This window comes from Pedobacter steynii, assembly GCF_001721645.1.
GTDB lineage: Bacteria > Bacteroidota > Bacteroidia > Sphingobacteriales > Sphingobacteriaceae > Pedobacter > Pedobacter steynii_A.
The window spans coordinates 607248-633484 of record NZ_CP017141.1 but is presented as its reverse complement, the minus strand read 5'-3'; the positions used below and the strand labels follow the sequence as shown (position 1 = coordinate 633484).

The window sequence follows — 26237 nt, the reverse complement described above, 5'->3', positions numbered from 1 at the left end:
GTGGAGATATCGGATGTGTATACATCCGGTATTTTTTGATTTCCGGATATATGGTCTTTATCATCCAGAGCAGATACGACTTTAAGCGTTGCTATAGCGATTAAGCAAATCCTGATCCGGACTGTTTTTTAAATTGATGGATTTTAAGCCTGAATTTTAGAGATAAAATGTTACTTTAATCGCTTTAAAACCAGATATAAACGAGCTGAACAGATATGAAGAAAAATCTTTTTTTCTTATACTTATTTATAAACCTACTCTTTTTTATCACTTTGCCTTCCAAAACCTATGCGAGGGATAACGATCCGGAAATAGACCGTTTATGTGCCTTGCTTGATCAGGCAGGCAATGTAAAATCGGCAATCAAGCTCGCAAATAAGTTTCATCAGGAAGCGAAAAGAACAGGGAATACCAAGATGCTGGTCTGGAGCTACAATGCCATGGCCGGACTGGCATTTGACAGCGGGAATTTTGAGCGGGTGCTGGAAATAGGAACCCAGGCAAAGGCCGTTAATTTAAAACTGAATAATAAAACTTTTACCACCCATTTATTCACATTGATGGCGGGAAGTTATATGGCGCTCGGATTTTGTGAAGAGGGGCGGAAAATGTATGATCTCGCCAAAATTCATGCAGAACAGATTGCTGATCTCAATGGTCGTCATTACCGGCTTGGTCAGATTTATACAGGCCTGGCTTTTGGCTTTGAAAGTGATCAAAAAAAACTGGATTCTGTATTGTATTATTATAAAAAGGGCTATAAAGAATACAAAAAGATCAGCAACGACAGCAAATATATCGTTGGACTTAGCCTGTCTGAAAGTAATATTGCCGGTAAATTTCTGGATGCCAAACAGTACGATTCTGCCAGAAAATACCTGAAAGTAAAGGGGGAAGCCAAACGTAAATTCAAATCCAGGCAAACCGAGATGTTGAAACTGGGGAATTTCGCGACGCTGTATTACGAAAATGGCGATTACAAAAAGGCTCTTAAAACCCTTAAAGAGGTGCTTTTTCTGTCGGATTCATTACACGCAGTGTATATAAAAAAGTTTGCCTATAACAGCTTATCAAAAGTATATGCCAAGCTTAATGACGCGGATCAGGAAAAAGTCTTTCTGCTTAAATACACTGCGATTTCTGATAGTCTGGCGAGGGTAGAGAAGGAGGCCATCCGAAAACCGCTGGCCGGTTTACTTAAAGAAAAAGAGCTGCATAATGCACATAAATCAGGAAGGTATACCTTAATTCTGCTGATCTTTTTACCCTTGTTTTTCCTGAGCCTGTACACTGGTTTTATCTTATTCAGAAAGTATAGAAAAACGCAGCTGGCAAGCCTGGAGCAAGGTCGCCTGATGGAGGAAAAAGTACAGATGCTGGAGCAGGCAGGAGTTCCGGGACAAAAAAATGAAGAAGAGGAGATGAGAACGGTGGTACAGATGGCTATTGCAAATGATCCGGCATTCTTCACCAAGTTTAATAAGTTTGATCAGGCTTTCACAAAAAAGGTCCTGGAGATTGCACCGAATCTGGTGGCATCAGAACTTGAATTCTGCGCTTTATTAAGGCTCAATTTTGAAACAAAAGAAATTGCCAGATATACAGGGCTCTCCGTAAGGGCGGTTGAAGGAAAGAAGTACCGTGTCCGTAAGAAACTGAGAATTTCTTCGGAAGAAGACATCAATATCTGGATGACCAGGCTCTGATGAAAAGGGTTTAAATCTCGTTTATTGGTACTCCAGGCTATATTGAGTAGATGTGAGTATTTATTTAATGGTTAATTGTGTAGGCTAAAGATTTTATTTGTGTTGCTGTTTTTGAGCGATAAAACCAATTAAATCATCATCAACCAAAACTATTAACTAACTAAACATGAAAACAAAATCCCTACTGAAATCAAAAGCTGCTTATCTGCTACTTTTAGCCGGTATTGCTATGGCAAGCTGTAAAAAAAACAACCAGTCAGATGTAACTGCGGCTGCGTCACATGAAAAATTAACAAAGGCAGAAATTGACGGCATTGCTAAGGCAGGCTTTTCTCCAACCGATGCGTTTAAAATTAACGGCGGTTACCTTGTAGAAGGGGATGTCTTTCTGACACCAAAGGATATTGCCTATCAACAGGGTATTGTGGCGGAGGCCTTTAATAAAGGGCCTAAGAATGAACAATACCGGACTACCAATGTGGTTACCGGGCTGCCCAGGGTATTAAAAATAAAAGTGGTAGCCGGTGCTTCACAAAACGTATTTGATAATGCGACAATAGAAGCCATCAAACGTTACAATGACCTGGGGCTTAAACTTAGTTTAAGATTGCTGAGCTCAACTTCTACAGAAAAAGAAGACATTCTGATTGAGGGTGCCGACCTCGGGAAAACACCAAGCGGACAAACCATATTAGGCCAGTCTGCGGGCTTCCCGACTAACGGAAATCCTGCTTCCCCGATTAAACTGAGCAATGTAGTTTATGGTCCTAACTATGCCAGTAATAATTTGTTAGCCACTGTTGTTGCCCATGAAATCGGACATGCGATAGGCTTCAGACATACGGATTATGCAGACAGACGTTATAGCTGTGGCATACAGTCATTTATGGATTACTTTATGGCTGCTAACGAAGGACAGGCAGGAGTAGGTGCGATTCATATTCCTGGTACACCAGTAGGCGCAGATCCTGAGTCATGGATGCTGGCCTGTATGGGTGCAAATAATCGTCCTTTTACAGCAAATGATAAGATTGCAATCAAAGCACTTTATCCGGTAAACTAATTTAACCGTATTTAATTGGTTTTTAAGGCTGCCCCAAATTTCGGGCAGCCTTTTACATGAGGTCTCCTTGTCTGAAATGCTATTTTCAGTTTTATTGGTGTTGTCTTTGGAAAGTACAAAAAGACAGCGTAAGAGCCGGAACAAAGCTGCCTGATGGAGGGGGAATTGACTCTTTATATCAATTATAATTGGATTTTTCAACCTTTATAAGGAAATATATTGCAAATTGTTCTTATTGATAAAATAAATTTAAAGGATCGATTTGAACTCAACACATCAATTAACCGATAACATTTCGAAGCATGTCAGGCTCAGCGAAGAGGAGATCCTGCTTTTGAATTCGTTCTGGACCAAAAAGGTATTGGAGAAAAACGACTTCCTGCTGAGAAATGGAGAGATTTGCCGAAAGGACAATTACATCATCTCCGGAACGTTGAAAGCATTCTATATCAACGCGGATACCGGACAAGAGGAGATTCTTTATTTTGCAACAGATGACTGGTGGGCGACAGATATAGATAGCTTTCGAAAGCAAATGCCCTCTATCTACAACATCCAGGCCTTGGAGAGGACCGAACTTTTGCAGATCAGTTTTGCTTCTTTTCAAAGCATGCTGGAGCAGATCCCTGCTATGGAAAGATATTTCAGAATCATTTTGGAAGGTTATCTGGGCACTTTGCAGAAGAGGATTGTGATGAACAATGTCTATAATGCCGAACACCGGTATGTAGATTTTTTACAAAGTTATCCAAAGCTTGCGGCCAAAATCCCACAATACCTCATCGCTTCCTATCTGGGGATTTCTGCTGAATTTTTAAGCAGGATCAGGCGGAAAAATAAAAAGTCATTGAACTAGGTCAATATTTTTGATGTTCGTTATGCTGAGTTTTGCTTTCTCAAAATTTAAAGCAGATGAAAAAAATATTGATAATTAATGCAAGTGTAAGAACAGAACGGTCGTATAGCAGAATGTTGACCCAGTCATTTATGGACAACTGGGCAAGCCGGTATCCGGAGGATCGTTTTACTTTCCGGGAGATTGGATTAGAAGTTGTACCGGCAATTAATGAAAAATGGATTGCAGGTGCTTTTTTAAAACCAAAGGACAAGAATGCTGAAAATCAGGCCGAATTACAATTCAGCAACGAATTGGTTCAGGAATTGAAGGAGAACGATATCTATGTCATCGGAACTCCAATGTACAACTGGTCAATACCCAGCGGATTAAAATCATATATCGATCAGGTGATGCGGATCAATGAAACCTGGAAGTTCCGGTCTGGTAAACCGGACGGGGATTACGTCGGGTTGCTGGAAAACAAAAAGATGTACATCCTTTCGAGCAGAGGAGATACCGGCTATGGGCAGCATGAAAAAAATGAACATATGAATTTTCAAACCAGCTATTTGCAGTTCGTTTTCGGAATGATGGGGGTCAATGATGTAACCACGATGTCACTGGACAACGAAGAGTTTGGAGGAGAGATATTTGAAAAATCAAAACAGGAGATTTTTCAGCTTATTAATGGAATCAACTAAACGGTGATGAGTTGTTATCATTTGACTTTTTAAACCATTATAGCTAAATGGCGCTATTATTGTACCTTTAAATCTGCACACAAAGAAAGCAACATAAATACCATGAAAAAGATCATTTTCTTCTGCCTGACGGCAATTATTATTCAGAGCTGTGGCATCGGTAAGCAAGCCAATCAAATAAAAGCATTGGAAAAATGCACTTACAAAATCCATTCTGCAGATCAGATTTCCCTGGCAGGTACAGACGTTAAAAGGTTGATCAACAATCAGGATATCAACCTGGCAAGTCTTCCTGGTCTGGCTCTGGGTTTGTTAAGAAAAGACATTCCACTAAAGGCAAGATTAAACCTGGAGATCACTAACCCAAGTGGTAACGCTGCTGCAATTAATGAGTTTGAGTACAAGATTCTCATCAACAGACAGGAACTGGTAAATGGTTTTGTGAACCAGGAAGTCAATATTGAACCAGGACGATCTACCATCGTTCCTCTGGACATGGTTGCAAACATCTATCCTTTTGTAACCAACAGCAAAGTGATGAATGAAATCACGGAATTTCTACAAGGCAACAAGAATGGGGGAGAGAAAAAAGGAATTCTGACTTTAAAGATCAGACCAAGTATCAAAGTAGGTGGAGCATTGATTAAGTATCCTGGCTTTATTACCATTGACAAAGAAGTAAGCAGCAAAATTCTCCTGTAAATTCGTCGTACTTTTCAGGATTGTTACGGTTATTGACGGAATTAAGTTTCAGATTGGGGATGTTTTATTTACATTCGAGAATTAAGATCTGTTTATGAAATTTCGTCAATACCTGCTTTTGCTGCCGGCTGTGTTTCCTTTATTTTTACAGGCACAGTTTGCGGCGCCACTCCATTCGGCTGAAATAAAACAAGGGCTGGAAAGTTTAAATGTAACCGGAAGCGTTTTATATGTTGCTGCGCATCCTGATGATGAAAATACACGCCTTTTAGCCTATCTGGCTAAAGAAAAGAAGGTACGTGCCGGCTATCTTTCGCTGACCAGAGGGGATGGGGGGCAAAACCTCATCGGTACGGAACAGGCAGAGCTTTTAGGGTTGATCCGTACGCAAGAGCTGCTTGCTGCCAGAAGAACGGACGGCGCAGAGCAGTTTTTTACCAGGGCCAATGATTTTGGTTTCTCCAAAAACCCTGAGGAAAGTTTTAAGATCTGGAATAAAGCAAAAATTCTTTCTGATGTGGTCTGGGTGATCCGTAAGTTTCAACCTGATGTCATCATTACCCGTTTCCCTGAAGATTCACGTGCCGGACATGGACACCATTCCGGTTCTGCAATTCTTGCGCGGGAAGCCTTTTCGGCTGCTGCAGATCCCAAACAATTTCCGGAACAACTGGCGTTTGTGAAACCCTGGCAGGCGAAACGTATCGTCTGGAATACCTTTAATTTCGGAGGGAACAATACGACGTCAGAGGATCAGCTAAAAATTGATGTAGGATTATATAATGCTTTATTGGGAAAAGGATACGGGGAAATTGCTGCGGAGAGCAGATCAAATCATAAAAGCCAGGGTTTTGGCTCTTCCAGACAACGCGGACAGGCTATTGAATATTTTAGCCCAGTGGCTGGTGAAAAGGCAAAATCAGACCTTTTTGAGGGAGTGGATTTTACCTTAAACAGAAATTCCGGAAATACAGAAATCCAAAAAATAGTTACGGAGATCAATAAAGAATATCAGGTTTCAAACCCTTCAGCATCTGTTGCCAAGCTCCTGAAATTAAGAACACTGGTAAAAGGAAAGCCTTTTAAACATGAGTTGCTGGACAACCTGATTCTGGCTTGTTCGGGAATCTGGATTGAAGCTGCTGCGGCAAATCAGGCTTACGCGCTTCATGATTCCATTGGGGTAAGAATTCAGGCAATTGCCAGGATCAAAGCTGATTTTCCTTATCCCATTCATATCGAAGAGGTCCAAACCGGGCTTTCAGCCGATCTGCGACCTAATGAATTGCTTTCTGCAGAACGTAAAATATTTGGCAGTGCCAACCATAATACTCAGCCCCATTGGCTGGAAAATAAACATGGGCAGGGAAGTTTTGAAGTGAAAGAGCTCCAGCTTATCGGACTTCCGGAGAATCCTGCTCTGGTAAATGGAGTATTCAGGATCAGAATTGCTGAAACGCTGATCGAGAAAAAATATCCTGTAGTCTATAAATTTACTGATCCGGTAAAAGGGGAAGTATATCAACCTTTGGTGATTGCGCCTCCGGTTACGGCAACATTGGGCGAAAAAGCATTCCTGTTTAACGGAAATGAAAGCAAGGTTATTTCCATTCAGCTACAGAGTTTTCGGGACCGGGTGAAAGGCGAGCTGGTTCCTCAGCTGCCTTCGGGATGGAGCATCAGTCCGCAGAAAATTGATTTTTCAATGGATAAAAAAGGAGAAGAGCAAACGGTATCATTTAAGCTCAACCCCGGAGCAAAATCCATTGGTGGTGATTTTGCCCTGAAGGTAATGGTTGATGGTCAAAGCTATCATCAGGGTTTGCGCGTACTGAATTATGATCATATTCCGGTACAGACCTTATTCCCTTTTTCTGAAGCAAGGATAGACCATACCGATCTGAAGATCGCCGGTAAAAAAATTGGATTTATTGCAGGAGCGGGTGACCTGGTTCCAGAGTCTTTAAAACAGATTGGTTTTGAGGTACAACAGCTTTCCGAGCGGCAGGTGATCAACTCTGATCTTTCGGCCTTTGATGCCATTGTTACCGGGGTTCGTTTGTATAACGTCAATGAGCAGGTTAATGCTATGCAGCCTAAGCTGATGAAATACGTAGAAAATGGTGGGGTGTTGCTAGTCCAGTACAACGTAAACGGTCCGTTAAAACGGAATGATCTGGGACCTTACCCTTTCAGTTTATCAAGAGACCGTGTAACGGAAGAAGATGCGGCAGTGACCCTGCTGAATCCAGGACATCCGGTGTTAAATTATCCGAATAAAATCAGCGCTAAAGATTTCGATGGCTGGGTACAGGAAAGAGGTTTATATTTTGCAACGAATATTGACCCTAAATACACCCCTGTTCTTGGGATGCATGATGCCGGGGAACCCGAGAAAAACGGATCCTTAATTGTTTCTGATTACGGTAAAGGACGATTTGTGTATACTTCTCTTTCTTTCTTCAGGCAATTACCTGCCGGTGTTCCCGGAGCCTACCGCTTGTTTGTGAATTTAATTTCAAAACAGAAATAATGGATAACTACCGGACATTTTACAGGTTTCTGATTGCATGGCTGGTCTTCTTAATCGTCATTTTTTACGTGTTTACTAAATATTTTGAATGAGTAATGTAGACTGGGGAGTTCTGATCCTCACACTGGTGGTAATTGTGGTTTACGGCGTTTATAAAAGTCGTGGGGCCCAGAATATTCAGGGATACCTGTTGGGCAACCAAAGTTTACCCTGGTATCATGTTTGCCTTTCCGTGATGGCAACCCAGGCCAGTGCGATCACCTTTTTATCGGCCCCGGGCCTGGCTTATTCTTCGGGGATGAGCTTTGTGCAGTTTTACTTCGGTCTGCCGCTGGCGATGATCGTCTTGTGTATCACCTTTGTCCCGATCTACCACAGATTGAAAGTGTATACAGCCTACGAATTTCTGGAACAAAGATTTGACTTAAATACCAGGGCTTTAACGGCTTTTCTGTTTTTGATCCAAAGGGGCTTATCTACCGGAATCACCATTTATGCACCTTCGATCATTCTCTCGACGATTTTAGACATCAATACCACTTATACCACTTTATTTATGGGGAGTCTGGTGGTCTTCTATACCGTTTATGGAGGAACTAAAGCCGTATCCTATACTCAAATGCTGCAGATGAGCATTATTTTCTGCGGACTTTTTGCTGCGGGAATTATGGTGGTTCATCTATTGCCCGGGGATATTGGTTTCGGCAAAGCGATCAGTATTGCCGGAAAAATGGGAAGAACAAACGCAATCGATTTTAAGTTTGATCTTCAAAATCCTTATACGGTCTGGTCCGGATTGATTGGTGGTTTCTTTCTGCAGCTTTCCTATTTCGGAACCGATCAAAGTCAGGTTGGACGTTATCTATCCGGCGCCTCTGTTAATCAGAGCCGGTTGGGCTTATTGATGAATGGCCTGGTGAAGATTCCCATGCAGTTTCTTATCTTATTAATCGGGGTATTGGTATTTACATTTTATCAGTATAACCGCCCACCGATTTTCTTCAATAGCTTTGAATTAAACAAGCTGGAGAAAAGTGAATATAATCCGGAACTGAACAAGCTAAAGGCCGCATATGATTCAGCCTTTAAGGAAAAACAGCTGGTTGTTGATAAAATGAACCTGGCTTTGGATCAGGACAATAAAGCCGAAATTGACCTGCAGCGGAAAGCCTTGCAGAATGCCGATGAAAAGGGAAAGGGGATTCGAAAAGAGGTGACAAACCTGATGACGAAGAACGATAAAGCCGCGGATATTAACGACAACAATTATATATTCCTGAGTTTTGTTACGCAATACCTGCCGAAAGGGTTGATTGGCCTGCTGATCGCCATTATCTTCCTGGCTTCTATGGGATCAACGGCCAGTGCACTGAACTCCCTGGCTTCTACTACCGTTATTGATATCTATAAACGGCTGATCAGGAAAGATGGTTCGGATCACGAATATTTACAGGCTTCCAGGCTGGCCACTGTATTCTGGGGTGTGATCTGTATCATTATGGCCTTGTATGCCAGTAAGATCGGGAATCTGCTGGAAGCTGTGAACATCCTGGGTTCTTATATTTATGGAACCATATTAGGCGTATTTCTGGTTGCCTTTTACCTGAAGCAGGTAAACGGAAGAGCGGTATTTCTTGCAGCCATCGTAGCTGAAATTGCCGTTATTCTGATTGGTCAGCAGGAATGGGTAGCTTATTTATGGCTCAATGTGATTGGATGTCTGCTGGTGATACTCGTGGCATTGATCTTACAACAGCTTATAGGAAAAGATAAAAAGACGGTTATAAACTAAAAAAAGAAGCCCTGTTGTGATCACAACAGGGCTTCTTTTTTTAAGGAAAGCTTATTTCTTAGCTTCAGCCAATAATGCGCTGTTTAACCTTACATACTCATCAATTTTAGCTTCTGCAGCCAATTTGATTCCGGCTTCTGCAGTCGCAATGGCACCTGCTTTATCACCTTTTTTCAGTTGAATACGGCCTTTCCATAATTTCACCCATGGTGCTTTACCATCAGCTGCTTCAGCAGCGTTGATCCACTCCAATGCTTTATTCAGGTCTTTACCATTTTCAAAGTAGTATTGTGCTGCGGAGAAATATGGTTTTTTCTCGCCTTTCATCGCTTCCTCGATGCTTGCCATTACCTGGGCATCAATTTCTGTAGACAGGTCGATGTTTACTCCTGTATTCTCCCATGCCAGTTGCAATTGAGCTGTAGTAGGAAAAACGTTGGCAAACTGCATTGTAAATGTCTCTACTTTGTCTTTTAGTTTTACCGGTTTAACCTTGATGCGCAATACATCCTCCGCTTCTTTATATTCATAAGCACCCCATTGTTTGGCGTCTTTATTGAATATTACGGTCCATTCGTCTTTACCTGGAATGGTAAACACACCATAAGTTCCTGCAGCAAGTTCCTGTCCGTTAACTTTCACGGCATCTGTAAAGGTGATTGAAGTTGCTCCGTTTGCTCCGGTACGCCAAACCTGACCAAAAGGTTCCATTGCACCGAAAACTTTACGGCCTTTAGTGTTGGGACGAGAATAAGAGAGGGTTACTTTTCCTAATCCAAAGCTTTGTGTGATGGTCTGAGCAGAACTTGCCTGTGGCAATTTAACGCCCTGGGCCTGAAGTTCAGTGCTTAATGATACTGCTAAAGCAAGAAGCAGCACCGTTTTTAATGTTGTTTTCATCTGATTTAAGTTTTGTTGCTACTAAATTACATTAAAGAATGCTTATTTCAGATAAATACATTCGTAGTTATTAAACTTGACGAATAAATTAGAAAATCATTCCCTAAATTAGCCAGATGCTTCATGTACGTCACCTTCTTCCGGCATTTGCTGCCCTATTTTTTTCCTGTTCTGCGGTTAAATCCATTCCGGGTGCAAATCCTGAAAATGGTGTTTCTCATCAGCTTGCCCGCTATAGAAAGGCAACGATCAGTAAAGTCCATTATCAACTGGATCTGGACATCCCGGCAGAGAAAAGTCAGCAGATTGGTGCTAAGGAAAAGGTTTCCTTCCAGCTAAAATCAAACAAATACCCGCTGCAACTTGACTTCAGGGAGGACCCGGCAAAGGTTAAAAGTATTGCTGTTAATGGAAGCCAAATAGAGATGGTACATGTAAATGAACATCTGGTTATTGCAACCAGATACTTAAAACAGGGGGAGAATGTTGTAGATCTGGAATTTACTGCGGGGAATGGAGCATTAAACCGCAACGCCGATTACCTTTATACCTTGTTTGTACCCGACAGGGCAAGAACAGTATTTCCTTGTTTTGATCAGCCAGACCTGAAAGCGGTATACACTTTAACTTTACAAGTGCCTTCAGACTGGAAGGCCATAGCCAATGGGAGCCTCAAAGATTCTACGCTAAATGGTCTCCGTAAAACTTATCGTTTTCATACTTCAGATACCATTAGTACCTATCTTTTCTCCTTTGCTGCAGGCAAATTCAAATCTGCAAGAGCTGGAATGGACCATTTACAGGCAAATTTTTTATATCGGGAAACAGATACTGCCAAGATCAACCATAGCCTTAACGAAGTCTTCAAAATCCACGGAAGCTCATTGAAATTTCTGGAAGAATGGACGGGAATTCCCTATCCGTTTCAGAAGTTTGACTTCGTATCTATTCCTGATTTTCAATTTGGGGGAATGGAACATGTAGGGGCAATTCAGTATAAAGAGTCTGCATTGTTTCTTGATGCCGGAGCAACAAAAGACCAGTGGAATTCCAGAAACAACCTCATTGCCCATGAAACAGCGCATATGTGGTTCGGAGATCTGGTGACCATGAACTGGTTTACAGACGTCTGGATGAAAGAGGTCTTTGCTAACTTTATGGCAGATAAAAGTACGGAAGCCATCACCGGAAAAGAGGTGTTTGACCTGAAGTTTTTAGTCGACCATTTTCCCGCAGCATATGGGGTAGACCGTAGTATTGGTGCAAACCCCATCCGTCAGGACCTGGACAATTTAAAAGACGCCGGCACATTGTATGGCAATATCATTTATCATAAGGCACCAATCATGATGAGGCAACTGGAACGCCTGATGGGTAAAGACAAATTTCAGCAGGGGGTAAGGGAGTACCTGAAGAAGTTTGCCAATGGTAATGCTTCCTGGCCGGATCTGATTACCATTCTGGATCACTATGCAGATGCGGATTTACAGGAATGGAACAAGGTTTGGGTAAATGATACCGGCAGGCCGGTAATTGATTATGTCCTGGAGCAGAAAGATCATAAAATCAGCAGGTTCAGCATTCAGCAAAAACCGGAATATGGAAAGGATAAAGTATGGCCTCAACTCTTTGAGCTTACTTTACATTATCCTGGTGCTGTTAAAGAACTTACCGTAAACCTGGATAGGGCGGAAGTAGAATTGAAGGAAGCCATTGGATTAGAAGCTCCGCTATTTGTTCAATTTAACTCTTCCGGTCAGGGTTATGGATTATGGCCGCTGGATCAGGGAATGTTTAAGAACCTTTATCAAATTAACAAGCCACTGGATAGGGCTTCGGCTTATATTTCACTGTATGAGAATATGCTTAGCGGAAGGGCGATAAAGCCGGCTGAGTTACTGAACCTTTTCATCACAGGATTGGATAAAGAAAAGGAAGAGCTAAACCTTAAACTGATTACCGGATATATTGCTTCGATTTTCTGGGAGTTTACAGATGCGGAAGGAAGAGCTTTGCAGGCCTCCACATTAGAACAGTCCTTATGGAAGGCCATGCTTGGACAATCTGCTTCAAATCATAAGAAGCTGTTATTTAAGGCTTATCAGGATATCTTTTTATCTAAGGAAGCAGGGCGTCAGCTGTTTCAGATCTGGAAAAACCGGAAGGCACCGGAAGGGCTTAAGCTTTCTGAAGATGACTATACTTCTTTAGCTTTTTCTTTAGCACTCCGGGAGGAAAACGGATCAGCAATACTGAAAGAGCAATTGAACAGAATCAGTAATGAAGACCGGAGAAAACGGTTTGAATTTATCATGCCTGCGGTCTCCCCGGAGCTTACTGAACGGGAGGCTTTTTTTAAAAGTATGGAACGGAAAGAAAACAGGGCAAAGGAATCCAATGTTGGTGTGGCTTTGTATTATTTGCACCATCCGCTCAGACAAGCTACTTCTGTGAAGTACTTGCCTAAGAGCCTGGAGATGCTGACTGAGATTCAAACTACCGGAGATATTTTCTTTCCACAGAACTGGCTGCAATCTACCTTTAGCAATTATCAAAGCACAGAGGCTGTTCAGGTGGTAACGGACTTTCTGAAAGCCCATCCTGATTACAATCCTAAGCTGAAAGCAAAAATTCTGCAGGCAGTAGATTACCTGTACCGGGCTGAACGCTTGCTCAAAAAATAGTTAATCTGTCCGTTTGATTGCCTTGTAGGTGATTTTTATGGTCTCTGAAATGCTGCCTTTTTTTCGGATAATTTCTGAAGGATAACCGGTGTTGTTATAGGTATAACTAAACGTTTGGTTTTCTGAAGGCGACCGGCGCGTAATGGAACTGAGCGGATTATTTTTTCCCATGCAGATATCCTGGTTTTCCTGCTCTAAGAACAGTAATGAGGCATAAGGAAGATTGGAAAATATCCCGGCCCGATCATCATATGCCCAGATGCTCTCCTTACTCGTGCTCTTTTTGATCAGGGTAATGGCTACAGGATTGCCCTGGGCAGAATAGTCCAGTATTTTTTCTTCCAGAAGATCGGAAGCCAGGTCATACTTCTTCAGGTTATTGATGCCATGCTGCTTGTCGTAAGCAAGGGTATATTGATGGCTGAGGCTGAAACTTTCATCCTTAAGATTCCAGCTTTGTATTTTGCTGATCCTAAATTCTGTATCCAGTGCATAGCTGAAATACTGAACGATTTTGTTGTTCTTGTAATGTTCCAATCTGGAGAGGTATCCGGTTTTCGTGTAAATGAGTTTTGCCACTTCTCCATTGGGGTAAGTAATTTCAGTTAATACAGGTTTGTCGTCCAGGTACTTCAGGTTGATCAGGGCTTTTCCTCTTTCAATTTTTACGGGAAGAAGCTGAGTTTCGGGTGATTCCTGTTCTTCTTCCGTTTTTGGAGGGCTAGTTAATGAAGTTGTTTTTTTACAGCCGGAGGCTGAGGATAGCAGGAGGAACCCGAGCAGAATGGTTTTTAGATTCATAGTTGCATCAATTAATGAATGATGAATCTATGCAGTATTTTTCTTGTTTGGTTGAATTTGTAACTATAAATTAATTTATTGTTGAAATTAGTCTATCGAAGGCGATGCTTTTGTGAGCTGATGAATTTGGAATAGTCAACGTATAGTTCGTATATTTACGATAATATCGTAATTATGGAAAAGTTAACTATACAGGAAGAAGAAGCCATGCAGGCAGTCTGGCAATTTGGTGCAGGTTTCATCAAAGATTTCATGGAGCTGTTACATGAGCCTAAGCCTCCTTACACTACCCTGGCTTCAACCGTTAAAAACCTGGAACGGAAAGGATTTTTAAAAAGCGAGAAATTTGCTAATGCTTATCGTTACAGTGCTAAAGTCAAGGAAGCTGAATATAAAAAGCGCTTTATGAGTGGCTTTGTGAATGATTATTTTCAAAATTCCTATAAAGAACTGGTGGCTTTTTTTGCCAAAGACAATAAGATTAGTGCGGATGAACTGAAAGAAATTATCAACCTCATAGAAAATCCTAAAGACTGATGTGATGCCTGAATTATTTGTTTTTCTGTTGAAAGTAAATGCTGCGCTGATCGTTTTTTGTCTGGCGTATTACCTGATTCTTCGTAAACTTACTTTCTATACCCTGAACAGGTTCTTTTTACTGGCTGGAATTGTGTTCTCTTCTTTATATCCATTTGTGGATCCTATAGTCATTTTTGCAAAAAATGAGGCTCTGGTAAAACCTATAGCCGCCGCTTTGCCTACCTTTTATATTTTGAGTACCGATGCCCCCGGCCTTGATTACTGGTTAATTGCCAGAATTATTTTCTGGGCAGGGGTACTGTTTATGGCGTTCCGGATGATGATCAGATTTTATTCGCTTTATCGGGTGCATCGAAGCTCTGTTCCAGGAGAGGTTAGTCAGTATCAGGTCCGCTTTCTGAATGGAAACATCAATACTTTTTCTTTTTGGCAAAACATTTACCTCAATCCGCAGCTTCACCAGCCCTTGGAGCTGAATGCGGTATTGGCACATGAAGAGGTTCATGTGAAAGAATGGCATACCATCGATATTCTGATGGCAGAGCTGACCACTGTTTTTTATTGGTTTAATCCGGGAGTCTGGTACATGAGGAAGGCAATTAAAGAAAATGTGGAGTTCATCACAGACCAACGGATTTTGCAGAGAGGAGTAGACCGTAGGGCTTATCAATATAGTATGATTCATACTTTAACTGCCAGCGCCCCTTCAGTATTGATGAATAATTTCAATATTACCGGAATAAAAAGGCGGATTATCATGATGAATTCAAAAAAATCATCTGATGTTCAGTTGATCCGGTACGTGTTTTTACTGCCAGTGCTCCTGGTGCTGACGACTGCGTTTACCTTATTTAAAACGGAACTCAAAGAGAACCTTGGCCTTCAGGAGAGGCTTCAAACCAAAACAAGGCAGTCTCCTTCTTTAGTGACAGAAAAACCAGCTGAAGCAGTTAAGAAGAAAGTGGTCAAGAGAAAAAATAAAAATGCAGCTCAGGAAATTAGCCCCCGGCCAGATAAAATGAGCTATAACTCCGCAGAAGAAATGGCTATGGAGATCAAAGAAGCAGATAGTGGAAAACGTTTGACCACTGTACACATCAGGCGCCTAAATGCCGGAGCGGCTAATGAGGATGATGCTCCGGGAAAGGTGAGAATGTCGGTTTTCAAGATCGGTGCTGCGGTACCTTCCGGTAACCCAGATTCCGTAAGGGTGTTGATTATTAAAAGAAAGAGCAATGACTCCAGGTCGCCGGAAGGAGTATTTCCCGGAAAGGATCAGGATATTAAAACTTATATCGACGATATAGAAGTTTCTGAAGAAAGGATGAAAGAGCTGAATCCCCTTGATATTGAGCGGGTCGATATTCAGAAGAACGACCAGTACCCAAAAACCAAAGGGATTCGTATTTATACCAAGATCTTTAAAAAGTCAGGGCAGCTTTAAACATCGCAATCCTTCCCGGTATCTGATAAGTTCCGGAAGTAAAGGCATTTCCCGACAGGTATACCGTTCTATAGGTCTTTATGTTTCCAAGATTGCTGATTCCAAATTCAAAATCGGTATTGATCTTATTAACCTTATACCTGGCACTCAGGTCTGAGAAAATATAGCTCAACCTGTCCTGCCCGGATTGTTTGGTATAAAGGTGTTCAGCAGATAAGTTGAGGAAAAGATCTTTGACCGGCATAAACGAAAGTTCTGCCAGTTGTCTCAGCTGTTTATACTTTATAGATTCTTCTTTATTTAGCGTGCTTTTACTTTCCATCACGTTATAATTTACAGCATAATTGAAATTGGTCGTGCTGCTGATTTTGCTTTGGAATCCGGCTTTTATTCCATTGTTAATCGCATTGTAAGGAAGTAGTTCATTATTCTGAAACTGGTTGCTCCTGGTTTTTGACCAGGTTAATCCCATGCTGAACGTCGTTCTCAATTCAAACCAGTATTTGCTGACATTTCCCGCCAGATTATAAGCGTTGATGTTATTTTCATAAGGTAATACAATCCTTTCCTGCAGGTTGTTGGTCAGTATACTGGAAGAGATGGTGTTCAGGTTGATGTTGCTGTAGCTCGCCTGCAGATTGAAAAAGAAAAGGGTAATGGCCTTTCTGTAAGTGAAGCTAAGTGCAGCCGTATTGTTTTTTTGTTCAGACAAAGGGGCATTATTGGTGTACAAACTGCGATAATTTCTCAATATAGCCCCCCGGTAAACGTCGTCCATCGTGCCCAGCTCATTTTTTAGGGTATAGGAAAGTTGTAAATAGTTTTCTATTCCAGTCTGGTATTTGAGCCTCAATCCCGGGTTTACAAAGAAACGGTTCATTTTTCTATCCAATGCATAGCCTGGGTCCTGATAATGAATGTACTGATAGCTCAACGGTACATTGAGACTCGCTTTTAATTTTTCATTTTTCGTCTCAAATTCATATAATCCTTCGGCGTAGAGGTTGGAACGCTTCCATTGAAGATCGTTAACCGCATCAATTGCAGCCGGCTGGACCTGTGAATTCTGTTGTATGGTCTGGAGTTCTGAATTTAATTGTTGATCCTGGAAACTAAAACCGGTTTTATAAGTTTGAATAATTCCGGATGATACCTTTTTAAAGGAGAGGTAGCTATTCGAGAAATAGGCCGGGGTATTGCTTTGCTGGATTAATCCTGAATAGGGGATTCCATTGTTAAATTGCTCCTCATTCAAACCAGAGTTGACCTGAAGTTTTTCCGGTTGATTGCTATAACTTAAATAAGAATACAGGTTGTAGATATGCCCGTTCTTAAGGGTATTCAGGTAACTGAATTCATTCGAAATGTCAAATGCTCTTTGTTGCAGTTGCTGCCCGAACGGAATTCCATTTGTGGTTAAGCCCACCTGATATTTCGTCGGTTTATAATTGCTGATGAAAGTATTGTCGAGGTAGGAATTTTCCCGGTTGATGTTCAGGCTTGCCTGCGCCCTGAGCTGATCTGGTCTTGCCGTATTGTTTTGTTTTTCTGTAAAGCTTACATTTCCTGAAGGCAGGTAATATTCTGTAAACTTATCATAATCCCTTTGCTGGCGGTCTATCAGATAATAGAGGTTTGTTTTTAATTGTACTTCTTTTTTCAGGTTAAAGAGGTTATTGACGTTGAGTAGGGCGGCCCGGTTAAACAGGTATCTGTTCTGGGGCAGGTCTGGTACGCCGGCGGCTCCTGTAGATAAAAGCGCGCCTGGTTTATTGTTGTTCAGGCGCTCATTCAGGTCTGAGAAATTATGGGCAGTGATTTCCCTGGCCGGATCATTTCCGATGTTGTTCCCTTTCAGGTAATTGATGCCCTTATATTTCTTATTGAACATCATTCCATTGATATTTTCATCGAAGCGGTTTGGAAGACCGGCACCGAGGCTGGCCTGGCCCATCAGTCTGAGTTTTGCCTCGTTTTTTATAGTGATGTTCAGGGCGACGTCATCGCTGTTTGTCTTATTCCTGAGCATTTTTATAGGTTGGTCATTCTGAATCACCTGGACCTTGTCTACCGCTTCTTTAGGTATGCTTTTCGTCGCAATGTTGTATTTATCATCCAGGAGATTGTCGCCATCAATGTAAAAGTTAGAGATGTTTTTGCCATTGTAGGAGATTTTGCCATCGTTAGCCACTTCAATCCCCGGCATTTTTTTCAATACATCACCCAATACCCGGTCCTGCGGATTACTGAAATCTGATAACTTGTAGTTTAGGGTATCGCCATCCAGCCTTAACCTGGGTCTGTTATTGATGACGACCGTGGGTAGGGCGATGGTGGATTCACTGAGTACAAAATCATATCCTTTGTTCTGGTCGGATAGCGATTGTACTTCCCGTTTATAGCCCAGGCTACTTACTTCAATAGAAAACCCGGTAGTTTGTGCTGCCGGAAGCTTAAGCTGATAAGCTCCATTTTCATTACTTCGGGTAAAGGCGATAATCTTTCCATCACCGCTTTTCAAAGTAACTGTAGCTGCATTTACAGCTTTTCCCTTTTGGTCTTTGACCTGTCCGGTGATCTGATTTTGCGCCATAGCCTGCTTCATGAAAAACAAACACCAAAGGAGACTGATCCAAAAAATAGCTATTTTCATTTTACCTCAGCTAATTCTATAGGATTGTTTTCCGTTTCCGTGATGATCGTGGTTTTACTCGTGGTCCTTCGTCCGCTTGTCATCCGGCCTTCAGCAGCCATTGAAGAATTGATGAAACCATCAGGATCTTTCTTCATCGCCTCATTGAGTTTGTCAAACTCCTTCTGGGTAGTTTTTATGCTGCCTTTGGGTAAATAAAATGTCGGGGAGTTCAGCAACTCCGCACTACTTAATCCGGAGATTTTTACTTTTCCACTGATGCTGATCCCACCAATAGCTGATTCTGCTTCCTCATTTACAGGAGTGGTATTGTGCACCTTTTCAAAGCCCTGAAACTTAAAGACTACTTCTTGTTTAGCATCATAGGCTTCCAGAATTAATCCAGGTAAGCCATTGAGCTTCCAGGGGCCGCTTTGAAAAGGGAGGTCCGGACAAAACCAGGCGGTATAGTTTCTGCCTTTAAAATGAGCGATTGCTTTCTGACATTTCAGACCGGAAATTGTAATCGTATCCGAGCTGATGTTCCAATTGATCTCGGGAAGCGGTTCTTCAATGAGGTAGTTGTTGACCAGTTTCTTTTTGATTATGATTTTTTTGTCGGCCGGATACTGATAGAACTCATCATTGGTTACACTTTTAGGATTGGCTTTGATGTTAATGCTCAGCTTTCCCGGAACCGAGTTTTTGATCTGTTCTTCAATATCTTTTTTACGCTGCAGGTCAAAACGGATTTTATCCATACTCAGGTAGGCGCTGGTTTTGCTACCGAGAAGCAGAACCATTTCTTCGCTGACCGTTTTATCGCGCTGAGTGGTGTCTTTGATATGGGTAAATGCATAAATTGCTTTTGCCCGGATGCTATCTGCTTTCTGTGCTTTGACAGTACTGAAAAGTAAGGCCGTAATGCCACTTAATAACAAAATCTGTTTTTTCATGTTGTTGTTTTTTGGTTCAATAATCAGGCTCATCTACGATAATATTGTAAACATACGAAAGTATCGTAGTAATACAATTTATTCGTAGATTATTTTTACTTCTTTATGTTTAATTAATTGGGAAAAAATATGTTCTGCGGTCATTAAGCCTTAACTTAGCGGGCAAGATTTCTTTTATCCATTACCGTTTATTAAAACTTTAATATGGACGATTTTTTAGCTGCCCGCCTTCAGATGGCCTTTTCTCTTGGCTTTCACATTGTATTTGCTTGTATTGGAATGGTGATGCCATTTTTTATGTCTCTGGCACACTTTTACTGGCTTAAAACCAAAAATGTAGTTTACCGTGATGTCACAAAAGCCTGGAGTAAGGGAGTGGCTATTTTTTTCGCTACGGGTGCGGTTTCAGGAACAGTACTGTCTTTTGAACTGGGCCTGCTCTGGCCTAAATTTATGGAGCATGCGGGCCCTATATTCGGAATGCCTTTCTCTTTAGAGGGAACGGCATTTTTTATTGAAGCGATTGCACTTGGATTTTACCTGTATGGCTGGAACCGGATCAATCCCTGGTTTCATTGGGCAACAGGAGTGGTGGTTGGTATCAGCGGATTGTTATCGGGGATCCTGGTGGTCGCTGCGAATGCCTGGATGAATAGTCCGGCAGGTTTTGATTATATAGACGGACAATACCTTAATATTGATCCGATAAAGGCGATGTTCAATGATGCCTGGTTTTCTCAGGCACTGCACATGACAGTAGCCGCTTTTGTGTCGACAGGTTTTGCAGTTGCCGGGATTCATGCCTTAATGATCCTCAGGGGTAAAAATGTAGCCTTTCACAGTAAGGCATTTAAGATTGCCGCAGTGTTCGGAACAATTGCAGCCTGTTTACAGCCCATCAGTGGCGATATCTCCGCTAAAGACGTAGCAAAGCGTCAGCCGGCTAAACTGGCAGCCATGGAGGCTCATTTTCATACCGAAAGAAATGCGCCGCTGATTATTGGAGGTATTCCTGATACGGCCGGAAAAAAAGTAGATTATGCCATCAAAATTCCTGGCTTGCTTAGTTTTATGGCGACCGGCGATTTTAATGGCGAAGTGAAGGGTCTGGATAGTGTGCCCAAAGAAAACCAACCTCCGGTTGCAGTAACACATTACGCTTTTCAGATAATGGTTGGATTGGGAATGGCTATGGTTGGTCTGGCACTATTGTATTTTATTGCGCTTTGGAAGAAGAAGCAATGGCAGACCAGCAGCTGGCTATTGAAATTATTTGTGATGGCTACGCCTATGGGCTTTATTGCGCTGGAAGCCGGCTGGACGGTTACTGAGGTTGGGCGACAACCCTGGATCATTAACGGGATCATGAGGACTGCCGATGCGGTTACCCCCATGCCGGGAATTGCGTATTCCTTTTACCTTTTTACCGGGGTGTACATTTCGCTTTCTGTAATTGTGAGTTTATTGTTATACCGCCAGATTGCCATGGTGGGTAAGTTATACGATTCTTCAACTGAAGTTCCTAAAAGCTAGTTCTATGATATACGTTGTTATTATTTTTCTCTGGACCGCCATTTTATTGTACATCCTTCTGGGAGGAGCCGATTTCGGTGCCGGAATTATTGAGTTATTTACCGCTAAAGGAAATAAAGACAGAACCAGAAAAACAATGTACGATGCGATTGGCCCGATATGGGAAGCCAATCACATGTGGCTCATTATCGCCGTTGTGATTCTCTTTGTAGGCTTTCCTAAAATATACACTACTGTTTCTGTATACCTTCATATTCCCCTTGTCTGCATGTTGCTGGGTATCATTGCCCGCGGAACAGCTTTTGTCTTCAGAAACTATGATGCGGTAGAAGACGACATGCAAAAAATATACACACCGATATTTGTCTATTCGAGTCTGATCACCCCATTTTTTCTTGGAATTATTGCTGCAAGTGCTGTTTCTGGAAGGATAGACCTTCAGGCAAATGATTTCTTATCGGCTTATGTTTTCAGCTGGCTCAATTGGTTTTCTATAGCGGTAGGTGTTTTTACAGTCAGCATTTGCGGATTTCTGGCGACCATTTTTATCATCGGACAGACGGACAATGAAAGCGATAGAAAGCATTTTACCAGAAAAGCCCGCAGAACAATTTTTATCGTGATGGCCTGTGGAGCATTGGTATTCCTTGCAGCTTACCTGGAGCAGATTCCGTTATTTAGCTGGATATTCGGAGATACTCCGGGATTGATTGCCATTATTGCGGCCAGTATTTCCCTGGTAATAATGTTTTTTATTCTGGAACGCGATCAGCCAATTATGCTGAGGTTGCTGGCCGGTTTTCAGGTTTCTATGATTTTGTTTGCAGCTACTTACAGCCACTTTCCGGACATTGTGTTATTGAAAAACGGAACGAATCTTTCTCTATTGACCCATCAGGGGCAAACGAAAACGATAGATTCCCTGGCGTATGCACTGCTGATCGGGAGTATCTTCATTTTGCCGGCTTTGTTTTACCTGATTTACATTTTTACGAAACGAAAAGATGTCTCCTCGGCTCATTAGCCTCTGGGTTGAAAAATAAAGGCCCGGATCACCAGGAAAATGATAATTAAACCCATGATTATGATCATGATTTCTGAAATTCCAACTCTTACTCCATATATCATTGTCTCTGCTTTTTTTCAAGGTATAAAATAAAAACGCCAAATGAGCGGTTTTTATCAGAAAACATCCATATGCTGTTCCGGCAGCGAGTATATTCGCCTGATGTTCGGTTAGCCTTTTGGGTAAACGGATAACTGGAACGTACCATCAACGTATCAGGAACGTACCAGGAACGTCTTTTTGATCGAGAAGACGTTCCTGGTACGTTTCAGTGAGGTATTTGGGGTGTTCCAGTTATCCGCCTGTATCAGAGACAGCTTAAATGAGCCGGTTTGATGAACAGCAGCAATCGTCTATTGTAACAAACTGATTGAAGAAGAAAAAAATTAATTATAGCCGTTAAACCTAAATCAGTTTATCATGTCTTAACCACATCAACCATATAAAATACTGCCATTAATTTGACCCGTTATGAATGCAAAACTCTTCAAATTCACCTTCCATTCGATTCTACTTGCCGGTTTCAGCTTATCAGGATATGCACAGAAATTACCAGATGTACAGGAAAAAGGGCTGATTGCTCCTACAGGAATTCGGGCGGATGGCAAGGATAAGGAGTGGAATGGCAATTTTCAGGCTTTGAACAAGCGGACAAATATCTATTATACCATCAGCAATGACGATCAGAATCTTTATGTAGCGATCAGGTCGACAGATGCTGCCAATAATACCAAGATCATGGCAGGTGGGATTACCTTTTCTGTAAACCCTGATGGTAAAAAGAAAGAGAAAGAAAGCATCAGCCTGACTTACCCGATTGTAAACCGCGGAAATATGAATCGTGGCGGCGGACAGGGCGGAGGCCGCAGACAGATGATGACCGTTATGGGAGGCGGTGGTGGTGGCCAGCAGGTGAATAAGCAACAGCGGGATTCTATGATGGCTGCGATGCAGAGGACACAATTGGCGCAGGTCAAAGAAATTAAAATCAGCGGATTTAAGAATACAACGGATACTTTGGTATCTATCTATAATGAACATGGAATTAAGGCGGTTGCATCCATCGGGAATGACCATGCCTTTTTCTATGAGATCGCTATTCCATTGGCTGCTTTCGGCCTTTCCAAAGACAGCAATACAGAGTTTGCTTATCACATTAAGCTGAACGGATTACAAATACCAGGATTAGATGGCGGTGGTTTCGGCGGTGGCGGTGGTGGCAGAGCAGGATTTGGTGGTGGTGGATTCGGACCGAGAGGGGGAGGAAATTCCGGTATAGATTTTCAGGCACTGATCAGCCCAACAGATTTCTGGGGTAAATACAGTTTAGTCAGAAAATAAGAGAGACACACACAAACCAAACCATATACAAAACATGAACCATTCTTACAAGCTTACAGCTTTCCGGCTGCAGCAAGTCCATCGCACCCGATATTCTGGAGCTTTGAAGAAAATAACCCTCTTATTGACCCTTATTTTTAGTTCAGTTTTTCTTTTTGCACAGGACTCGCCTAAGGGGCAGAATCCTCCTCCGCCACTTCCTACACGTGAAATCAGCGGAATTGTAAAAGATTCCACAGATCTGGGTGTGATTGGCGCTACCGTAAGCCTGACTTCGGATAAAGACACCCTAAAAACGAGTACCAATGCCGATGGGATCTTTATTTTTAAGAATGTTAAATCAGCTACCTATACACTTTTAGTTCAGAGCATTGGTTATACGGCTTCCAAACCGGTGCGTTATAAACAAAATGATGCCATTCCAAGAATCGTGATGGACCCCATCACCCTGAAAGAGGAAAAGAACCAGCTGAATGAAGTGGTGATCAATGGTACGCCCTCTATTACCTATAAGACTGATACCGTTGAATACAAAGCCAGCGATTATATCGTCAGGAAGAACGCTACAGTTGATGAATTGCTAAAAAAAATGGAAGGAATGGAAGTGGGTACCGACGGGACAGTTACTCATCAGGGACAAACCTTAACCAAGGCTAAGTTAAATGGAAAAGAATACCTCGGCGGTGATCTGGCAAATGCCATAAAAAATCTACCGGCAGAGATTGTGGAGAAGATTCAGGTGGTGGATGATTACGGAGATCAGGCGGCAAGGACCGGGGTAAAAGACGGAGATCCGGAGAAAATTCTGAACATTACAACCCGGACGGATAAATCGGTTGGAAACATGGCCAATATTAATGTTGGTGCAGGAAATAACAAAAGATTTGAGTCCGGACTGTTTGCGACAAGGGTGAGCGGGAATCAGACCATCGGTGTAAACGGACGTTTCAACAATACAGTGAACGGTGTTGCTTCCAGCGGAGACAACGGAGGAAATAGCGGTGGGAATTCCGGCGGTGGTGGAAGAGGTGGTAATAATGGAGGAAATACCAATGCGAATAGTGGCAGTTCAAGCGGAAGCGGCGGAACTACGCAGGCGGGAAATGGCTCTTTTAGTTATAGGGATAAAGTCAGCAAAAAGGTAGAGGTGAATTTAAATTATGGCTTTAGCTCTACAGATGTGAATTCCCTCAATAACAGTACTGCGAAGAGATTTGCAGCGATAGATCCTAATAGTGATGCTCCGCCGGTAGATAATGTGACCAATGAGGTGAAAAACAGTATTGCAGATAACCTGACTAAAAGCCATAACATTCGTCTGGAAATTGAAGCAGAGCTGGATAGTAATAACTTTCTGAAGGTGATTCCGACATTCCGGTATAATTCAACCAATAATTCAAGATTGGATACTATTTTTCAGGATGGATTTAACCATAGGGATGAATTCAGTAAAAATTCAAGTAAAAATACCAGACCACAGGTAGGCGCAACGATCTTTTACCAGCATTTATTTAGTAAGCCAAGAAGGAATATATCCGCTCAGGTAGAGCTGAATAGCAATAACCAGGATGCGGAACAGGTTCAGGATTCCAGATATATATTTTATACAGATATTGCAGAAACTCAACGCAGGGATTCTTTAGTGAACAGGATTATTGCCCGAAAAAATCTTCAGGACAATTACAGGGGAAGTCTGACTTATGTAGAGCCTTTGAGTTTAAATACTCAGTTAGAATTTAATGCACAGATTAACTATAACGGGTACGACAATACCGCAACAACAAGAAATATCGGGCCTAACGGGAATCTGGCTGTAATTGATTCACTTAGCAATATCTATGATTACTCTTTTACTCAGGGGCGTATCGCCTTGAATTATCGTTATGGTATGGACCGGAACTCTAAAGTCAGGTTCTCCTTAGGATTAACAGCGGTGCCTGCGGTACTTTCCGGAACGAAGCTGAGCCTGGGCACGACTACCCAGAGAAACAGTTTTAATATGATCCCGATTGCCCGTTTCGAGTATTTGTGGTCCAGACAACATAAACTGCAGATCAACTATTCCGGAACTGCGGTAGAACCGACATTTGATCAGATTCAGCCGGTAAGAGATGTGTCTAACCCTCAGAATCCTATAGTCGGTAATCCCGACCTGCTGGCTGCTTTTACGCATACCATCAATGCCAATTACAACAACTATATTGCCAACTCTAAACTCAATTACTCGGTTAATCTGAATGGTACAATGACGGATAATGCAGTCATCAGGAACACCGTGCAGATTAAACAATCACTTGCCGGTGGCGTTACCAATTATATCAATGAAACCAGGTATCTGAATCAGAACGGAATATACCGGATCAATGCAAACTATTCCGTTAACAAACAGTTGAATGACCGGAAATATAATCTTGCTTTAAGCGGTTCAGTGAGTTATGATCACCGCATGTCGATGACCAATGGTTTGCAGAATAATACCAATGTACTGACTATGGTAGAGCGTTTCGGGCCAAGGATCAATCCGACAGAATGGTTTGAAATCAATCCGAATGTTTCTTATAACCATACCAAATCGACCAATAGCCTGCTGACCAATGCCAACAGCAATACCAATACACTGGCATTGAACGTAGATGGAAGGGTGTACCTGTGGGATACTTACCTGTTTGGTTATAGTGCAAGTAAAAATTACGTAAGGGGGATCAGTTCTAACCTGACCAGCAACCCCTTTGTGATCAATATGTATGTAGAGAAGGAATTGTTTGATCGTAGAGGAAAGATCACTTTCCAGGCTTTCGATTTACTGAACCAGAATAATTTTGTGAACCAGGATGTATCTGATAATGCGATTATTGACACCAGATCTAATGCATTGAGCAGGTACTTTATGGTTCGTTTGAGCATGAGGTTACAGAAATGGACAGGTGCGAAAGGAAAGAATGGAAGAGGAATTATGCGTAGGGGGGATGGTAGTTTCATGTAGGGAATTCTTAGATCAAGAACTC

The 26237-nt window shown here is 42.0% G+C and carries 18 protein-coding genes; 14 read left to right on the top strand and 4 right to left on the bottom strand.

The window, feature by feature from the left end:
- The first annotated feature begins 215 nt into the window (after nucleotides 1-215).
- The 7 genes from BFS30_RS02705 to BFS30_RS02675 all read left to right on the top strand — a co-directional run bounded on the left by BFS30_RS02705 (nucleotide 216) and on the right by BFS30_RS02675 (nucleotide 9335).
- The gene (locus tag BFS30_RS02705) at nucleotides 216-1706 is read left to right on the top strand and encodes a tetratricopeptide repeat protein (RefSeq protein WP_069377866.1); all 1491 of its coding nucleotides are present in this window, start codon (nucleotides 216-218) and stop codon (nucleotides 1704-1706) included.
- Between the two features lie 166 nt (nucleotides 1707-1872).
- Nucleotides 1873-2769 carry a M57 family metalloprotease gene (locus BFS30_RS02700; RefSeq protein WP_069377865.1) on the top strand — a complete coding sequence of 299 codons (897 nt, stop codon included), beginning with the start codon at nucleotides 1873-1875 and terminating at the stop codon, nucleotides 2767-2769.
- Between the two features lie 262 nt (nucleotides 2770-3031).
- Nucleotides 3032-3625: a Crp/Fnr family transcriptional regulator gene (locus BFS30_RS02695; RefSeq protein WP_069377864.1), complete on the top strand. Its 594-nt coding sequence runs from the start codon at nucleotides 3032-3034 to the stop codon at nucleotides 3623-3625.
- A 56-nt stretch (nucleotides 3626-3681) separates the two neighbouring features.
- Nucleotides 3682-4308 (top strand): FMN-dependent NADH-azoreductase, encoded by a 627-nt coding sequence (locus BFS30_RS02690; protein WP_069377863.1) that lies wholly within the window; start codon nucleotides 3682-3684, stop codon nucleotides 4306-4308.
- A 102-nt stretch (nucleotides 4309-4410) separates the two neighbouring features.
- Nucleotides 4411-5010: a hypothetical protein gene (locus BFS30_RS02685; RefSeq protein ID WP_083251921.1), complete on the top strand. Its 600-nt coding sequence runs from the start codon at nucleotides 4411-4413 to the stop codon at nucleotides 5008-5010.
- Between the two features lie 94 nt (nucleotides 5011-5104).
- Nucleotides 5105-7543 (top strand): PIG-L family deacetylase, encoded by a 2439-nt coding sequence (locus tag BFS30_RS02680; RefSeq protein WP_069377861.1) that lies wholly within the window; start codon nucleotides 5105-5107, stop codon nucleotides 7541-7543.
- Between the two features lie 88 nt (nucleotides 7544-7631).
- A complete protein-coding gene (locus tag BFS30_RS02675) occupies nucleotides 7632-9335 on the top strand; it encodes a sodium:solute symporter (RefSeq protein WP_069377860.1) in 1704 nt (567 codons plus the stop codon).
- A 51-nt stretch (nucleotides 9336-9386) separates the two neighbouring features.
- Here the strand turns inward: BFS30_RS02675 and BFS30_RS02670 are convergent, their stop codons facing one another.
- Entirely contained in the window at nucleotides 9387-10235 is an 849-nt protein-coding gene (locus BFS30_RS02670; RefSeq protein ID WP_069377859.1) for a DUF2911 domain-containing protein, read from the bottom strand.
- Nucleotides 10236-10351: 116 nt separating this feature from the next.
- Here BFS30_RS02670 and BFS30_RS02665 point away from each other — a divergent pair, with 116 nt between their 5' ends.
- Nucleotides 10352-12919: a M1 family aminopeptidase gene (locus tag BFS30_RS02665; protein ID WP_069377858.1), complete on the top strand. Its 2568-nt coding sequence runs from the start codon at nucleotides 10352-10354 to the stop codon at nucleotides 12917-12919.
- Here the strand turns inward: BFS30_RS02665 and BFS30_RS02660 are convergent, their stop codons facing one another.
- Nucleotides 12920-13720 (bottom strand): hypothetical protein, encoded by an 801-nt coding sequence (locus tag BFS30_RS02660; RefSeq protein WP_069377857.1) that lies wholly within the window; start codon nucleotides 13718-13720, stop codon nucleotides 12920-12922.
- A 174-nt stretch (nucleotides 13721-13894) separates the two neighbouring features.
- Between BFS30_RS02660 and BFS30_RS02655 the strand changes: the two genes are divergently transcribed.
- Both BFS30_RS02655 and BFS30_RS02650 read left to right on the top strand, forming a co-directional pair.
- Nucleotides 13895-14257: a BlaI/MecI/CopY family transcriptional regulator gene (locus BFS30_RS02655; protein ID WP_069377856.1), complete on the top strand. Its 363-nt coding sequence runs from the start codon at nucleotides 13895-13897 to the stop codon at nucleotides 14255-14257.
- Nucleotides 14258-14261: 4 nt separating this feature from the next.
- Nucleotides 14262-15704 (top strand): M56 family metallopeptidase, encoded by a 1443-nt coding sequence (locus BFS30_RS02650; protein ID WP_069377855.1) that lies wholly within the window; start codon nucleotides 14262-14264, stop codon nucleotides 15702-15704.
- On the opposite strand, the gene BFS30_RS02645 is transcribed toward BFS30_RS02650, so the two are convergent.
- Together BFS30_RS02645 and BFS30_RS02640 are read right to left on the bottom strand one after the other, a co-directional pair.
- Nucleotides 15682-18357, bottom strand: a complete 2676-nt coding sequence (locus BFS30_RS02645) for a carboxypeptidase-like regulatory domain-containing protein (RefSeq protein WP_083251920.1) — start codon at nucleotides 18355-18357, stop codon at nucleotides 15682-15684. The two genes, BFS30_RS02650 and BFS30_RS02645, sit on opposite strands and share 23 nt — an antisense overlap.
- Nucleotides 18354-19292: a GLPGLI family protein gene (locus BFS30_RS02640; protein WP_167353118.1), complete on the bottom strand. Its 939-nt coding sequence runs from the start codon at nucleotides 19290-19292 to the stop codon at nucleotides 18354-18356. The genes BFS30_RS02645 and BFS30_RS02640 overlap by 4 nt, the downstream gene beginning before the upstream one ends.
- Before the next feature lie 204 nt (nucleotides 19293-19496).
- Between BFS30_RS02640 and BFS30_RS02635 the strand changes: the two genes are divergently transcribed.
- From BFS30_RS02635 to BFS30_RS02620, 4 genes are all read left to right on the top strand, one after another.
- Nucleotides 19497-20825 carry a cytochrome ubiquinol oxidase subunit I gene (locus BFS30_RS02635; RefSeq protein ID WP_069377852.1) on the top strand — a complete coding sequence of 443 codons (1329 nt, stop codon included), beginning with the start codon at nucleotides 19497-19499 and terminating at the stop codon, nucleotides 20823-20825.
- A gap of 4 nt (nucleotides 20826-20829) precedes the next feature.
- Nucleotides 20830-21849, top strand: coding sequence for a cytochrome d ubiquinol oxidase subunit II (locus BFS30_RS02630; protein ID WP_069377851.1), 1020 nt, complete (start codon nucleotides 20830-20832; stop codon nucleotides 21847-21849).
- 513 nt (nucleotides 21850-22362) lie between these two features.
- Nucleotides 22363-23232, top strand: coding sequence for a hypothetical protein (locus tag BFS30_RS02625; protein WP_069377850.1), 870 nt, complete (start codon nucleotides 22363-22365; stop codon nucleotides 23230-23232).
- Between the two features lie 103 nt (nucleotides 23233-23335).
- A complete protein-coding gene (locus tag BFS30_RS02620) occupies nucleotides 23336-26215 on the top strand; it encodes a TonB-dependent receptor (protein WP_069382255.1) in 2880 nt (959 codons plus the stop codon).
- The last annotated feature ends 22 nt before the right edge of the window (nucleotides 26216-26237 follow it).